We start from the raw sequence: 13,703 nt of genomic DNA on the forward strand, positions 1-13,703 counted from the left end.
CCGATTGACGTGGAAAACCATAAAATTAATGCGCCCAAACGCAGCAAAAAGGCCATGCGCGTAAATTGATGCTCACCTTAACCCTTATCGCTCTCGGCCTACGCCAACCCGCTTTTTCAACCGTTAGCAGACCGCGCCTTCGTCGATATAGTTGCAAATCACCGACGAATTGAGTCACCTTAATTTGCGCCGCTTCCGCCCGGCGAGAAACGCTAATCCAATCAAGAAGAGCGACGCTGTGGCTGGTTCGGGGACAGCTTCAACAAAGAGCATTGGCCCCAATTCGACGCCTCGAAAAGCGTACCACCCCGAAGGCGCCGAACCGGGCGGATGAAATCCGTCGGGGCCATTGATATTGAAGTCGAAGCTGATAATGTCCACGCGCGGGTCGACGACCGATAGCGGCGGGTCGCCGATGTAGACCATGTCGTCAGTGGATTGCGCCTTGTTCTGCCCGCCAATCGAGTAAAACCCTGGCTGGAGTACAAGCGGTGCGATTTGGATGCGGCGCCATGGCCCGCTGAGTTCGGCAACTGAACCAGCCGGAATCGTTGCGCTAGTCAACAACGTGGTAGGCTGACCATTCCCTACGGTGTCTTTCCAAATCCCGACTTGGTGTGAGTGGGAAAGACCGTTACGACCCGTGTCGTTCCATCCAAGATGAGTCGCGGTGATCGGCGACTTGACCTCGAACAAGTACCCCCACGTTTTGTTGTTCGCAGGCTCGACAAACCAAGCGTCTACTGCCGGGTCCACGGATAGCAACGGAGTGGATGCCGCCTCAACGACAACGCAACGTAAACAGAGGAGAATCGAGGCGGCTATTCCTAACGATCTCATGAGACCCTCGTCATTTGGGGGAAGAGTACAATATCGGCCAATATACGCATCGCTGCGTATCTCAGCAAATCAGACAGTTGAGCGCCCAATAGACGGCGGCGAGTGACACGTCGTCGCGAAGCGTCGACATGATGGGTCGAGAGTTGGCGTCTCCCCATCAAACATTAACTAGCCCCGGTTGGCATACTCGCCTACCGGGGCGGCGTAGTTGGCAAGAGGCGGCGCGCACGCCTTCCACACCAGCGCGGTACGGGCCCAGCGCACCGCGCTAGTCAGTCACAATCTCGCGCACCCGCAGTTTCCCCACCGAAAGCTCGTCAATTTCCAGTCGGTTAAACCGAGCTTGCCGCACCGTCAGCCGCCTCACCGCCAGGCGGCCAATCGCGAGCGCCCCGATCGCCACCGCTCCCACGGCCAACGCGCCGACCGTGAACGCGGCGATCGCCATCGCCCCCGAAGCCTGCGCCCCCACGGCCACGGCCCCCTGCTTCCGGACGCACGACTCGCTTGCCGAGGCCGCCAGCGCGGCAACCTCCTCAGTAGAGGCGGCGGGTGTGGGATCGCTTTTCATCGGCTTCGCGCCATGGGGTCCATTTTGAGTCGCCTGGTTCCGCTCCAACCGCGGCAGACATTGTATCCGTGTTCCGGAAACGTCTTCCCGCGGCTCCGGCAGCTTCGGCCGAGCAAATATAGCATTTCTCGACTTGCATTTGGCCGCGCCACCAGCGACAATGAACACCCGTACACACCACACGACCTACCTGGAACTCCGACTGATGAGTCCGCCAGTGCCGCAACCGTCTGCGTGTCGTATCGCTTCGAGTGTCGCCTTCAATGCGACATCAGTGACGACCGGAGGCAATGCAACCGATTGTACCATAAGGACTTAACGACAACTCCTTAGTGTCGCCTGAAATCGCTTTTGCTCCTTAGAGGAACGCGACACGACATCCCGACCGCATATTATTGCCCGCAACTCACCCCGAACTGCCCACCCCTCCCAAGCTCAGCCGAAGTGGCTACTTCGGCCCCAATCTCTCCCCTCGGAAGCCCGCCAAACGATTGACTCCCGGCCCACACCGTGCGACCCTAATACCTTCTGCTTTCCGGGGATTCGGACACCCCCCGCCTACTTCGCCCGCCTGCCAACGCATCTCGCCCGCCACGCCGGCGCCGACCACCGACGGAGGATTTACACGATGAGGCTGCTTCTCGCCGGGATGACCCTGGCTTGTCTCGGGCATGTCGCCCACGCTCAAGAAGGCCGTTACTCCGAATCCGGCAGCCCAGCCGCAGCCCATGAATCGGCTCCCGCAGCCGAGGCGAGCCAACCGGCCGCCGCTCCCGCAGAAGCCGCCGAGGCGCAAGCCGACCTGAAGAACATGTTCGACGCGTCGCCCGCTCCGACGATCGCGGCCCCGCCCGCCGGCGCCGCCGAGCCGACGCCTGCCGGCAACCCGTTCACAGCTCCGGCTCCCGCCGCCGCTGAATTCAACCCGGTCGCGGATCCCGCCGCCAGCGCCGCCGCGGTTCACACGCCACCGGCTGCCGCCGCAGCGCTCGAACCCGCCGGCAGCGATCAACGGTCGCTCCTCACCAAGGGCCCCAAGCCCTCGAAGATGATGCAGGACCTGATGCAGGCCCCCGCCACGGCGACGCTCACCGGAACGCCGGTCACGCTCGGCGAAGCGGTCCGCGACTCCCGCACTCGCCAAGACCAAACCCAACGGGCGAAGGCCTACTGGGATCTCGCCGCCGCGACGGCCGACTACTATCTCGCCTTGCTCGAATCGCAGGAACTCGCCACGTTGCGAGCCGGCGTCAACCTCCCCGGCCAGCAATGGGACGCCCGCGGTACAGAATTGGCGAGCCGCGTTGACCTAGCAAAGAAGGCGGCTCAAGCCGCTCAACTGCAACTTCATAACCTCCTCGGCGGCGGCCTCTCCTCGCTCCCGCTGCCGGCCGACGTCCCCCACTGCGGTCGCTACAACGCTGAGTACGAAGAGATCTTCGCCCAGCGCCAAGATCTGGTGGCGAAGAAGCTCGCTGAAGTGCTCTCGCTCCGCCACGCGGAACTCCGCGACATGACCCAAGCGATCGAAGACGCCCAAGCTTTCCGCGCGTTGGTCAGCGCCAACCGCAACCCGTCGGGCGACGGCAGCGACCTGCTCGCCGCACAACAGTTGCTCTCTCTCCAGCGTCGGGCCTTCGTCGCTCGCGCTCGCGAGTACAACCAAGAGATCGCCGCTTACACGGAGCTTGCCGCTCCCGCGGAAGTGCCGGCCGATCGGCTGGTAGCGATGATGATCCGCGTCTCGACGACGACCGATCCATTGAATTGGAGCCAAGGCGGCATTGAGCCGGTCGCCGCGACCGAGCCGGTGACGCCGACTGAAGGCGCCGAAGCGACTAGGAAGAATGACGGCACGCCGTCGACGTTCGCCGAACGCCACCAGGAAGTCCGCCGCCCGCTACAACGGCTCCTCGGCCGCGAACGCGAGCGTTCGATCGTCGTCCGCCACCTCCGCGACGTCCTTGATCGCGACTAAGCGTTCGGGAAAAGTAGCGAGAACATAACAACTAGCGAGCCCCCGGGTTCATTCCGGGGGCTCTTCGCACATCATGCCAGCCGCCACGACCGAAACCTCGATCGACTTCGCCGACCTCCCGCGACCGCTGGCGAAGCCGTTCTACATCGGCACGCAGCTGGTCGACCCGCCGATCCTGCAGGCTCCGATGGCGGGGTTCACCAACTACGCCTTCCGCCAGATCGTTCGCGAGTTTGGCGGCGCCGGGCTCCTCGCCACCGAGATGGTCAACGCTCGCGGCTTCGTTTGGATGGACGAGCACGAGGCCGAACACCCCGACCGCCTGTGGGGCGTCGCCGCCGAAGCCCGCCCGCTCGCCGTGCAAATTTGGGACAACGAGCCCGAAACACTCGCCAAGGTCGGCCATCGCCTCGCCACCGAGTATCAGGTGAGCGTCGTCGACATCAACTTCGGCTGCCCCGTGCGGCAGGTAACGCAGCGGGCCCATAGCGGTTCCTACCTGCTGCGGTTCCCCGAGCTGATGGGGCAGATTATCGAGCGCGTCGTCGCCGCCTGCGCGCCGACGCCGGTCACGGCGAAGATCCGCCTCGGCTGCACTCGCGACCAGATCAACGCGATCGACGTCGCCCAGGTTGTCGAAGGCGCCGGCGCCTCGGCGCTGACCGTGCATGGCCGTACCGCGGCCGACATGTTCACCGGCGAGGCCGATTGGGATCGCATCAGTTCGATCAAGCCGCACCTCAAGCGGATCCCGCTCATCGGCAACGGCGACCTCGATTCGGCCGAAAAGGTCGTCAATGCGTTCAAGCGCTATGACGTCGACGGCGTGATGATCGCCCGCGCGGCGCTCAACAAACCCTGGCTCTACGCCCAAGCCGCCGCCGCGGTGCGCGGCGAGCCGATCCCGCCCGATCCGACGCTCCCCGAGCAAAAGGAGCTGATGCTCCACCATTACCAGCTCGTCTGCGAACGCTTCGGCGAGGAGAAGGCGAGCGTCCTGATGCGGAAGTACGCCTGCTGCTACGCCCAAGGCCGCCCCGGCGCCCGCGAGTTTCGCAAGTACGTCGCCACGATCTCGACGCCGCAGGAATTCTTCGACGTGGTGGAACGCTACTTCCCCCTCTAGCCCCGGGCTCCGCCCGGGGGTCGCTCTCCATTCCGATCGACATCGTCGCGCGTGGCGTTACGTCACCCCCGGGCGAACCCCGGGGCTAGGAAGCGCGACCTACTCCTGATCGAGCTCGTGCGCCAGCGCCCGCAGCGAGAGGTTGATATCTTTCAGGTAGAAACTCAGCGATGCCGCCAAACACGCGAGGCACGCGCTGAACAGAATCACGATCACCACCGAAATCGGCAGCACCAATAGCGTGCCGATGAACAGCACGATCACGATCGTCACGGCCAGCAGCGCCGTCGTCACCGCCAGGGTGATCGCCTTCTGCAAGATCCGCGCTCGCCGCCACAAAATGCCGAGCTGCAGCTCGATCCGCAGTAGCCGCTTCTCGCTCGCTGTCCGCCGCAGATCGACGAGGTTCCGCGACCTATCGATGATTCGCCCCAGCCGATGATTCATCGAGAGGAGCAGCGCCCCGATGCCGGAGATGAGAATCACCGGACCAATCGCGGTTTGCAGGACGGGAATGAGTTCGTTGAGCGGCACAGGTGGTTTACATCCATGCTGAGGGCGATCGCACGCGTGAGCAGCGACTACCGCGATTCATCCGTGTCGCGCGTATCAATGTCGAGCGGCGCCTTCTCATGCTCCAGCAGTTCCCGCGGCGGCAGCATCAGCAGTCGGTAAAAGCAAAACGCCGACAGCGCGCACACCGAACCAATCGAAACGATCATGATCGCCCAGCCAGCCGGATTCATCGCTTCTCTCCTGGTTCGAGTCCTTGCTCGCCGATCGAATCGAGCCCGTTAAATCGCCCCTCACGGCTCCACCGCCTCCCCGCGCTCCATGTCATCACCATGAGGCCGCCGAGCAAGATCGCGATGATCCCCAGCGACAGCTGCGCGACGACGCTCTTGCCGACCGCCTCCAGCTGCGATCCAAGCTTCAGCCAAATGAAGGCGATCAACACCGTGACCAGATACGTCGGCGTCACGTACTTCAGCACGTACTGGACGAAGTAGGGGACGTTCAAGTTGGCGCCTTGGTGGAGTTCCCTGTGCCCGCGCTCGATGCCGAGCACCCAGCCGTAGAGGATGGTTTGCACCAAGGCGAGCATGAACATGAGGAAGGTGCCGACCCAGAAATCAAACGTATCGAGCGCCACGCTTCCCTTCGAGAAGTAGAGCACAAACGTGCAGCCAAACGCCGAGACGCCGCCAAGGATCGCGGCCGACGCGCGACGCTTCAACCCAAAGCCTTCTTCTAGAAACGCAATGCACGGCTGTAGCATCGAGACCGACGCCGCGATCGCCGCCGTGAACAGCATGAAGTACCACATGAACCCGAAGAGCCGCCCGCCCCACATCGCATCGAAGACGTTCGGCAGCGCGACAAAGCCAACGGCAAACGTCGAGTCGAGATTCGTCGCCGCCAGCCCGCCGATGCCGAGAAAGACAAATGCAGCCGGAATGGTAATGAGGCCGCCGTGGCAAACTTCGGAGAACTCGTTGATCGAAGTCGCCGTGAGACTGCTGAGCGCGATGTCATCCTTCCGACGGAGGTAGCTTGAATAATTGATGATGATTCCGAACCCGACGCCCAGCGTGAAAAAGATCTGCCCCGCCGCATCGAGCCAGGTCTTTGGGTCCGCGAGTTCGGCGATCGCCTTCTCGCTCGGGTTCCACATGAAGCCGAGGCCGTTCATGAGGTTCTGATCGGGCTTCGAGGGGTCGGGCGTACCGAGCGTCAGCACGCGGAACAGCACCGCGAACGAGAGGACAAACAGCACCGGGATGGCAATGTTGCAGAGCTTTTCGATGCCGTGGCTCAGCCCGCGGTAAATGCAGGCGAAGTTCAGCAGAAAAACCGACGTGAGAATGACGAGCCACACGCCTCGCCCGCCGAAGATCGCCGAACCATCCTGGCCGGCGCCAATAAACTCGTCGAAGTACTTGCTGAACGCGGCGACCTTGGTGGCGGAACTCAACTCGGCCCCGTCGCCCGCGACGTCCATCCCGGCGATCACCTGATCGATCCGCCCGCCGTGGCCCGTCATCAGGTCGCCGGTGAGGTAGTCGATCGCATAACTCAGGCACCACGCCTCGATGAGGACGTAATACATGTAGACGATCAGCGGGATCATCAGCGCCAGGGCGCCAAAGTACTTGGCCGCTGGATGCCGCCAAATGACGCTGTAAATACCGGGCGCCGAGTTGAACCCGCGGATGCCGCCGTAGCGGCCCATCGTCCACTCCGCCCAGGAAAGGGGGATGCCGAGCAGCAGCAAGGCGACGAAATAGGGGAGCATAAACGCCCCCCCGCCGTGCTCGACCGCCAGTCCGGGGAACCGTAGGTAGTTGCCGATCCCGACGGCCGACCCCGCCACGGCCATGATCACCCCCATCCGGGAGGTCCACTGTTCACCGCCGGGCTTCTCAGACATGGGCGTCGCTCGTCACCGATTTAAAAAGGGCAGCTGGCAGGCCCGCTTTTATACGATAAGCCTCGGCGGGTCAATCACTTACGCTCGTTCGGTTTGACGCAACTAGGCATTTTTCAAACAGCCGGTTGTCATAAATCAGATCACCTGTAGGATTGAGTATCCACGCGACGGCCTGCCGTCGGTGGGACTCCCAACCTGCGATGGGATCATGAGCGCGATTACCGACCTCTCCGACCGCACGATTGTCGACTACCTCCGCCGCCACCCCGCGGCGACGGTGGGCGATATGGTCGAGTTCACCGGCGTCACGGCCACCGCCGTCCGCCAGCGGCTCGTTCGGCTGATGGAGCAAGGGCTGCTCGCGCGAGAAGCAGAGGTCGTCGGCCGCGGTCGGCCAACCCATCGGTATTCGCTCACGCCCGCCGGCGTCCGCTCGGGCGCTAACAATTACGACCAACTCGTGCAGGTCTTGTGGAACGAAATCCGCGAGATTCGCGACATCGAGGTGCGTCGCGGGCTGTTGAAGCGAATCTCGGAGCGGTTGGCCGAGACCTATCGCAACGAGGTGCATGGCGAAACGCTGCAGGAGCGCATGGCTGACTTAGCCCGCCTGATGGCGAGCCAGGACATGCCGTTTGAACTACAGGAGTTGGAGCAGTTGCCGGTGCTCACCGCGCTGGCCTGCCCCTACCCCGATCTGGCGGAACAAGATCGGGGGATTTGTGCGATGGAGAAGATGTTGCTGTCGAGCGTATTGGGAGAGTCGGTGCGGCTGAGTTCGTGCCGTCTCGACGGTGCAAACTGTTGCACCTTCGAGGCGAGCGGAGCAGCCGGGTAGCGAAGTTCGGCTCCTAGGCGGCCGAAAGCTAGCGTGATACGCTAAGCCTTTCACCGTAAGGGCTTAGCCGCTGGCGCGGAGACGCTGCGGAAGCCCGGCTAGTGGCTATCGAACTCGTGGTAACAACTCACAGGACGATTGAACCGCCATGTCGCAGCCTTGGATTGAAGGAAGATTTGAGGAGAACGTCATCACGACGACCGTCGAGCAAGCGATCAACTGGGCGCGGCAAGCCAGCATTTGGCCGCTGACGTTCGGGTTAGCTTGCTGTGCGATCGAGATGATGGCGGCGGGAGCGAGTCGTTACGACATGGATCGGTTTGGCGCCGGGGCGTTTCGCGCCACGCCGCGTCAGGCCGATTTGATGATCGTCGCGGGCACGGTCACTTACAAAATGGCCAGCCGCGTGCGGCGACTTTACAACATGATGCCCGATCCGAAATTCGTGATCGCGATGGGCGCCTGCACCGTCGGCGGCGGACCGTACTTCAAGTATGGCTACCACGTGGTGAAGGGGGTTGATTTGGTGGTCCCGGTGGACGTGTACGTTCCCGGTTGCCCGCCGCGGCCCGAGGCGCTGCTCGAAGGGCTAATGAGAATTCAGGACAAGATCAAAGGACACCGGATTGCTCGCGTCGCCGGCCAGGCGATCGGCAAGAAGGTCGAAGACGAACTGCCGGTGCCGCATCACAGCGGTTACGTCGCGCCGCAAATCGACGTGACGCCGGTGTTCGATCACCAGAAGATTACTGGGTAAGTGAAACGCTGAGATTAATGAGTATGAGTGCGCCGGGGGCGAGACGCCCCGGCTCGCTGCTTAGTTCACAACAAGTCTCGAAAGTGAAATTATTGTTGCGATGGCTGAAACGCTGAAGATTACGAACCTCCATGTCTCCGTCGAAGGCAAGCCAATCCTCCGGGGCGTGAACCTCACCATCAACCGTGGCGAAATTCACGCCTTGATGGGACCGAACGGCTCCGGCAAGAGCACGCTCGGCAACGCGATCATGGGCCACCCGAATTACGAGGTGACCGAAGGCTCGATCACGCTCAACGGCGAAGACGTCCTGGCGATGGACGCATCGGAACGGGCCCGCGGCGGCATCTTCATGGCGTTCCAGCGGCCGATGTCGGTCCCCGGCGTGAAGATGGCCGACTTCCTCCGTCATGCGACGACCAACGTCCGCAACCCGCGCCGCAAGGAAGGCGAAGAGCTAATCCCGATGCGCCAGTTCCGTAAGGAACTAACCGAGAAGATGGACCAGCTGAAGATGGACGTCGAGTTCGCTCGCCGCTATGTCAACGACGGCTTCTCCGGCGGCGAAATGAAGCGAGCCGAGATCCTGCAGCTCGCCATGCTGCGGCCAAAGTTCGCGATCCTCGACGAAACCGACAGCGGTCTCGACGTCGACGCGGTCAAGCTTGCCAGCCAGAGCATCGCGGAGATCGGCGGCTCGGAAATGGGCATCCTGATCATCACCCACCACGACAAGCTGCTCGACTACAACACGCCCGACTTCACGCATGTGATGCTCGGCGGCCGCATCGTCGAAACGGGCGGCGTTGAACTCGCCCGTGAACTGTACACCGAGGGTTACGACCGCATCCGCGCCGCGTACCCGGAAGCCGCGGCGGTCGACGCCGAGATGCAGCAATCGACCGCTGCCGCCGTTTAATTGGAAACAGAACAGATAAGAATCTTTCGACAGGACAGCAGGACTTACAGAGTCAACGGAATTGAAAAGCCCTTCGCTCAATTCATCCCGTTGATCCGCGCAATCCTGCAACCCTGTCAAGAAAAGCAACAGGCATAGCCATGTCCTCCGACGTGCTCGAACAAGACGCCTTAGGCGATATCAATAAGTACGACTTCATCACGCCGTCGCACGACGTGTTCCGCGCCGCGAAGGGGCTGAACCGCACGATCGTCGAGCAGATTTCCGAGATGAAGAAAGAGCCGGCGTGGATGCGCGACTTCCGCCTCCGCTCGCTGAAGATCTTCGAATCGAAGCCGATGCCCAATTGGGGCGGCAACATCGGCATCGACTTCCAGGACATCTACTACTACCTGAAGCCGACGAACGAACAGGGCAAGACCTGGGACGACGTGCCGCAGGAGATCAAGGAAACCTTCGACCGGCTCGGCATCCCTGAAGCGGAGAAGAAGTTCCTCGCCGGCGTGAAGGCCCAGTTCGAGAGCGAAGTCGTCTACGGCTCGCTGCAAGAAGACCTCGGCAAGAAGGGGGTCATCTTCACCGATACCGACACCGCGATTCGCGAACATCCCGATCTGCTGCGGGAATACTTCGGCAAGATCATCCCGCCAGAGGACAACAAGTTCGCGGCGCTCAACTCGGCCGTCTGGTCGGGCGGTTCGTTCATCTACGTCCCCAAGGGCGTGAAGATCGAATTCCCGCTGCAGGCCTACTTCCGCATCAATGCCGAGCGGATGGGCCAGTTCGAGCGGACGCTGATCATCGTCGACGAAGGCGCCGAGGTGCACTACGTCGAAGGTTGCACGGCGCCGATGTACTCGTCGGAAAGCTTGCACTCGGCGGTTGTGGAAATCGTCGTCAAGAAACATGGCCGTTGCCGTTACACGACGATCCAGAACTGGGCGAACAACATTTACAACCTCGTGACCAAGCGGGCGATGGCCTACGAAGGCGCCCTCATGGAATGGATCGACGGCAACCTCGGTAGTCGCCTCACGATGAAGTACCCGGCCGTCTACATGATGGAGCCAGGCGCCCGCGGCGAGATCCTCTCGATCGCGTTCGCGTCGAAGGGCCAGCATCAAGACGCCGGCGCCAAGGTGGTGCATTGTGCTCCGAACACCAAGAGCCGCATCATCTCGAAGAGCATCAGCAAGAACGGCGGTCGCGCCAGCTACCGCGGCCTGTGCAAGGTTGAAGACGGCGCCACCGGATGCAAGAGCAACGTCGTGTGCGACGCGCTGATTCTCGACCCGCAAAGCCGCAGCGATACCTACCCGTACATCGAAGTGGAAGAGTCGGACGTCCAGATCGAGCACGAGGCGAGCGTCTCGCGCATCGGCGAGGAGCAGCTCTTCTACCTGATGAGCCGCGGCCTGAGCGAAGCCGAATCGAGCTCGATGATCGTCAGCGGGTTCATCGAACCTCTGATCAAAGAGCTGCCGATGGAGTACGCCGTCGAGATGAACCGGTTGATTGAACTGCAGATGGAAGGGAGCGTGGGGTAAGAGCGCCCGAGCCTCAATTGCGAGGAAGGACTGTCATGAGCACGGTCGTTGATCCAATCACTGAGAAGCTTGTTGCCGAACTTTATACAGTTGAAGGCAAGGCTGAAATTGTTGATGGCAGGATTGTGTACATGAGCCCAACGGGAGATGAGCCTGGCAGCGCCGGAATGGAGATCGCCGTCAGCCTCAGAACCTACGCCAAACTCCACGGCGGACGGGCGTACGGAGACAACGTTGCGTTTCTCGTGCAGTTAGAGCATCGCAAGTCATTCGCTCCGGACGCTTCTTACTACACTGGCCCTCGCGCTGGTAAGAAGTTCCTGCCGCAGGCGCCAGACTTTGCAGCGGAAGTCCGCAGCGAAGGCGACTACGGTCCCGGCGCCGAACGAGCAATGGCCAAGAAGCGAGCCGATTATTTCGCAGCTGGCACGAAAGTCGTCTGGGACGTCGATTTAGACAGCGAAGAAGTTGTAAAGGTTTACCGCGCAGCGGCGCCGGAAGTTCCGACCGCCTACCGCCGCGGCGAGCTTGCCGAAGCCGAGCCCGCCGTCCCTGGCTGGCAGATGCTGGTCGACGAGTTATTTGAGTAAGACAAAGTCGTTGAACAAGTAGAGATTGATGTCAAACACGTTACTGGCCGCTGGGTTCGCTCAGGAGGCATTTGATTCGTTCCTTGCGTCGCGCAACGAGCCCGGTTGGCTCCTCGATCTGCGTCGCGCCGCGTGGGCTCGCTTCTGCGAGCTCGGCATGCCCGCTCGCAACGACGAAGAGTGGGTCCGCACCGACATTCGGCTGTTCAAGCTCGACCGGTTCGGCTTCCCCGCCGTGCCGCCGATTGGCAGCGACATGCCGCGGGCATTGCTCGCTGAAGGCGTTGAACTTGGCGGCAGCGCCGTCACGAGCGACAGCCACGTCGTTGGCTCCCAACTCGCCGAGAAGTGGGCCGCCAAGGGCGTGCTGTTCGGCGACATTGCCACGCTGGTCGCCGAGCATGGCGACGTGCTGCGGCCCTTCTTCGAACGGAACGTCGTCAATCCGAATCACGACAAATTTTCTGCGCTGAACGCCGCCGCTTGGGCCGGTGGAGCGTTGTTGTACGTGCCGCGACGCGTGACGATCGACGAACCGCTCCATGCCCTGTCAGCGCTCTCCGACGGCGGCGTTGATTTGAACAAGACGTTGGTCATCCTCGAGGAAGGCGCCGATGCGACGCTGCTGTCGGAAACGGCCAGCATCTCGGAGAACGGGGGCGGCTTCCACTGCGGCTCGATCGAGCTGATCGTCGAACCGAGCGCGAAGCTCCGCTACGTGAATCTCCAAAACTGGGGCAACCAAGTCTGGCACTTCGCCCACCAGAAGGCCCACATCGCGTCACGCGCCCGCTTGCAGTGGACGATCGGCGCCCTCGGCAGCCGCTTGGCAAAGGTCAACCAGCACGTCGCCCTCACCGGCGAAGACGCCGAGGCCCAGGTGAACGGCGTGATGTTCACGCAAGGTCGCCAACACCTTTCGTACAACACGCACCAGCATCACATGGCGGCCCACTGCCGCAGCGACCTGCTCTACAAGGCGGCGCTGCAGGACGATTCGCGCACCGTGTGGCGCGGTATGATCAAGGTCGACAAGCCGGCCCAACGAACTGACGCCTACCAGCGCAACGACAACCTCATGTTGTCGCGCACGGCTCGCGCCGATTCGATTCCTGGTCTCGAAATCGAAGCCGACGACGTCCGCTGCACCCACGGCAGCACGAGCGGCCGCGTCGACGAACAGCAAGTTTTCTACGCGATGACCCGCGGCTACACCCGCCAAGAAGCGGTCCGCATGATCGTCGAAGGCTTCTTCCAACAAGTCTTCGATCGCATCCCGATCGAAAGCGTCAGCGAAGCCCTCGGCGAAGCGATTGGGCAGCGGGTTCGCGATATTTAACAAGGGCCGAATTCTTCGGTCCACTAACGCCAAGCACCGTGCGTGGCGATCGTTTGAAGTAAGGCGGTTTCCTGTCGATGTCTGAATTTATCCCGGCTGCGAAAGTCGGCGAAGTTGTTGATCCCGGTTCGATGCTGGTTGAAGTCGATGATCGACTGATCGTGTTGATCCACGCCGCCGGCCACTGGTACGCGCTCGACGACGTCTGCACGCACGACGGCGGCCCGCTGAGCGACGGCCCCGTCGACACTGGCGATAAGACGATCGCTTGCCCGCGGCATGGGGCGAAATTCGACCTCGCGACCGGCGCCGCGGTGACAATGCCCGCCACGAAGCCAACGGTCGCCCACGAAGTGAAGATCGAGGGCGATCAAGTGCTCGTGCGACTCAACGACCACGCTTAAACGAGGAGCATCCCATGGCCATCGCCGAAGACACCGTGCGCGAAGCGCTCAAGACCGTTATCGATCCCGAGTTGTTCGTCAACATCGTCGACCTCGGCCTGATCTACGATGTCAAAATCTCCGACGTCGAAGAAGGCAAGTGCAACGTCGACGTCGAAATGACGATGACGAGCCCGGCGTGCCCCGCCGGTCCGCAGTTGCTCGGCCAATCGAAGGCCGCCGTCGGCAACATCGAAGGGGTCGCCGCCGTCGACGTCCGCATGGTGCTCGATCCGCCGTGGACGCCCGATCGCATGACCGAAGACGCTCGCGATCAACTCGGGATTTTCTAGACCTCGCCTTCGCAACCTCGCCGCCTTCAAC

The 13,703-nt window shown here is 62.0% G+C and carries 15 protein-coding genes; 10 read left to right on the forward strand and 5 right to left on the reverse strand.

Annotated elements, in window-relative coordinates:
• Positions 1–174 precede the first annotated feature (174 nt).
• Complete coding sequence (locus tag ACQY7R_RS02415; protein WP_428304009.1) at positions 175–567, reverse strand: PEP-CTERM sorting domain-containing protein; 393 nt, start codon at positions 565–567, stop codon at positions 175–177.
• 541 nt (positions 568–1,108) lie between these two features.
• A complete protein-coding gene (locus ACQY7R_RS02420; protein WP_428304010.1) occupies positions 1,109–1,411 on the reverse strand; it encodes a hypothetical protein in 303 nt (100 codons plus the stop codon).
• A gap of 628 nt (positions 1,412–2,039) precedes the next feature.
• Between ACQY7R_RS02420 and ACQY7R_RS02425 the strand changes: the two genes are divergently transcribed.
• Positions 2,040–3,389 (forward strand): hypothetical protein, encoded by a 1,350-nt coding sequence (locus tag ACQY7R_RS02425; RefSeq protein WP_428304011.1) that lies wholly within the window; start codon positions 2,040–2,042, stop codon positions 3,387–3,389.
• A gap of 73 nt (positions 3,390–3,462) precedes the next feature.
• Positions 3,463–4,515: a tRNA dihydrouridine synthase DusB gene (dusB, locus tag ACQY7R_RS02430; protein WP_152099043.1), complete on the forward strand. Its 1,053-nt coding sequence runs from the start codon at positions 3,463–3,465 to the stop codon at positions 4,513–4,515.
• A 99-nt stretch (positions 4,516–4,614) separates the two neighbouring features.
• Here dusB and ACQY7R_RS02435 read toward each other — a convergent pair whose 3' ends face one another.
• Genes ACQY7R_RS02435 through ACQY7R_RS02445 form a run of 3 tightly spaced genes read right to left on the reverse strand, consistent with a single transcriptional unit; the run spans position 4,615 to position 6,946 of the window.
• Entirely contained in the window at positions 4,615–5,049 is a 435-nt protein-coding gene (locus ACQY7R_RS02435; protein ID WP_428304012.1) for a DUF2721 domain-containing protein, read from the reverse strand.
• Between the two features lie 47 nt (positions 5,050–5,096).
• Positions 5,097–5,261, reverse strand: a complete 165-nt coding sequence (locus ACQY7R_RS02440) for a hypothetical protein (RefSeq protein WP_428304013.1) — start codon at positions 5,259–5,261, stop codon at positions 5,097–5,099.
• Positions 5,258–6,946: a sodium-dependent transporter gene (locus tag ACQY7R_RS02445; protein ID WP_428304014.1), complete on the reverse strand. Its 1,689-nt coding sequence runs from the start codon at positions 6,944–6,946 to the stop codon at positions 5,258–5,260. The genes ACQY7R_RS02440 and ACQY7R_RS02445 overlap by 4 nt, the downstream gene beginning before the upstream one ends.
• 208 nt (positions 6,947–7,154) lie before the next feature.
• Here ACQY7R_RS02445 and ACQY7R_RS02450 point away from each other — a divergent pair, with 208 nt between their 5' ends.
• The 8 genes from ACQY7R_RS02450 to ACQY7R_RS02485 all read left to right on the forward strand — a co-directional run bounded on the left by ACQY7R_RS02450 (position 7,155) and on the right by ACQY7R_RS02485 (position 13,672).
• On the forward strand, positions 7,155–7,784 hold the full coding sequence (locus tag ACQY7R_RS02450) for a helix-turn-helix transcriptional regulator (RefSeq protein ID WP_428304015.1): 630 nt from the start codon (positions 7,155–7,157) through the stop codon (positions 7,782–7,784).
• Positions 7,785–7,932: 148 nt separating this feature from the next.
• Entirely contained in the window at positions 7,933–8,541 is a 609-nt protein-coding gene (locus ACQY7R_RS02455) for an NADH-quinone oxidoreductase subunit B (RefSeq protein ID WP_152099039.1), read from the forward strand.
• A gap of 100 nt (positions 8,542–8,641) precedes the next feature.
• Positions 8,642–9,460, forward strand: a complete 819-nt coding sequence (gene sufC / locus ACQY7R_RS02460) for a Fe-S cluster assembly ATPase SufC (protein ID WP_428304016.1) — start codon at positions 8,642–8,644, stop codon at positions 9,458–9,460.
• Between the two features lie 140 nt (positions 9,461–9,600).
• Entirely contained in the window at positions 9,601–11,007 is a 1,407-nt protein-coding gene (gene sufB, locus ACQY7R_RS02465; protein ID WP_428304017.1) for a Fe-S cluster assembly protein SufB, read from the forward strand.
• 35 nt (positions 11,008–11,042) lie between these two features.
• Positions 11,043–11,597: a Uma2 family endonuclease gene (locus ACQY7R_RS02470; protein WP_428304018.1), complete on the forward strand. Its 555-nt coding sequence runs from the start codon at positions 11,043–11,045 to the stop codon at positions 11,595–11,597.
• A 28-nt stretch (positions 11,598–11,625) separates the two neighbouring features.
• The gene (sufD, locus tag ACQY7R_RS02475) at positions 11,626–12,936 is read left to right on the forward strand and encodes a Fe-S cluster assembly protein SufD (RefSeq protein ID WP_428304019.1); all 1,311 of its coding nucleotides are present in this window, start codon (positions 11,626–11,628) and stop codon (positions 12,934–12,936) included.
• Between the two features lie 77 nt (positions 12,937–13,013).
• Complete coding sequence (locus tag ACQY7R_RS02480) at positions 13,014–13,340, forward strand: Rieske (2Fe-2S) protein (protein ID WP_428304020.1); 327 nt, start codon at positions 13,014–13,016, stop codon at positions 13,338–13,340.
• Positions 13,341–13,354: 14 nt separating this feature from the next.
• Positions 13,355–13,672: a metal-sulfur cluster assembly factor gene (locus ACQY7R_RS02485; RefSeq protein WP_428304021.1), complete on the forward strand. Its 318-nt coding sequence runs from the start codon at positions 13,355–13,357 to the stop codon at positions 13,670–13,672.
• Positions 13,673–13,703 lie beyond the last annotated feature (31 nt).

This window comes from Lacipirellula sp. (assembly GCF_965279485.1).
Taxonomy (GTDB): Bacteria; Planctomycetota; Planctomycetia; order Pirellulales; family Lacipirellulaceae; genus Lacipirellula.

Excerpts from the sequence above, each read along its gene's own strand:
- sufD (WP_428304019.1), top strand. The coding sequence starts at position 11,626 with ATGTCAAACACGTTACTGGCCGCTGGGTTCGCTCAGGAGGCATTTGAT.
- sufC (WP_428304016.1), top strand. The coding sequence starts at position 8,642 with ATGGCTGAAACGCTGAAGATTACGAACCTCCATGTCTCCGTCGAAGGC.
- ACQY7R_RS02440 (WP_428304013.1), bottom strand. The coding sequence starts at position 5,261 with ATGAATCCGGCTGGCTGGGCGATCATGATCGTTTCGATTGGTTCGGTG.
- dusB (WP_152099043.1), top strand. The coding sequence starts at position 3,463 with ATGCCAGCCGCCACGACCGAAACCTCGATCGACTTCGCCGACCTCCCG.
- ACQY7R_RS02470 (WP_428304018.1), top strand. The coding sequence starts at position 11,043 with ATGAGCACGGTCGTTGATCCAATCACTGAGAAGCTTGTTGCCGAACTT.
- sufB (WP_428304017.1), top strand. The coding sequence starts at position 9,601 with ATGTCCTCCGACGTGCTCGAACAAGACGCCTTAGGCGATATCAATAAG.
- ACQY7R_RS02480 (WP_428304020.1), top strand. The coding sequence starts at position 13,014 with ATGTCTGAATTTATCCCGGCTGCGAAAGTCGGCGAAGTTGTTGATCCC.
- ACQY7R_RS02445 (WP_428304014.1), bottom strand. The coding sequence starts at position 6,946 with ATGTCTGAGAAGCCCGGCGGTGAACAGTGGACCTCCCGGATGGGGGTG.
- ACQY7R_RS02425 (WP_428304011.1), top strand. The coding sequence starts at position 2,040 with ATGAGGCTGCTTCTCGCCGGGATGACCCTGGCTTGTCTCGGGCATGTC.
- ACQY7R_RS02420 (WP_428304010.1), bottom strand. The coding sequence starts at position 1,411 with ATGAAAAGCGATCCCACACCCGCCGCCTCTACTGAGGAGGTTGCCGCG.
- ACQY7R_RS02455 (WP_152099039.1), top strand. The coding sequence starts at position 7,933 with ATGTCGCAGCCTTGGATTGAAGGAAGATTTGAGGAGAACGTCATCACG.
- ACQY7R_RS02485 (WP_428304021.1), top strand. The coding sequence starts at position 13,355 with ATGGCCATCGCCGAAGACACCGTGCGCGAAGCGCTCAAGACCGTTATC.
- ACQY7R_RS02450 (WP_428304015.1), top strand. The coding sequence starts at position 7,155 with ATGAGCGCGATTACCGACCTCTCCGACCGCACGATTGTCGACTACCTC.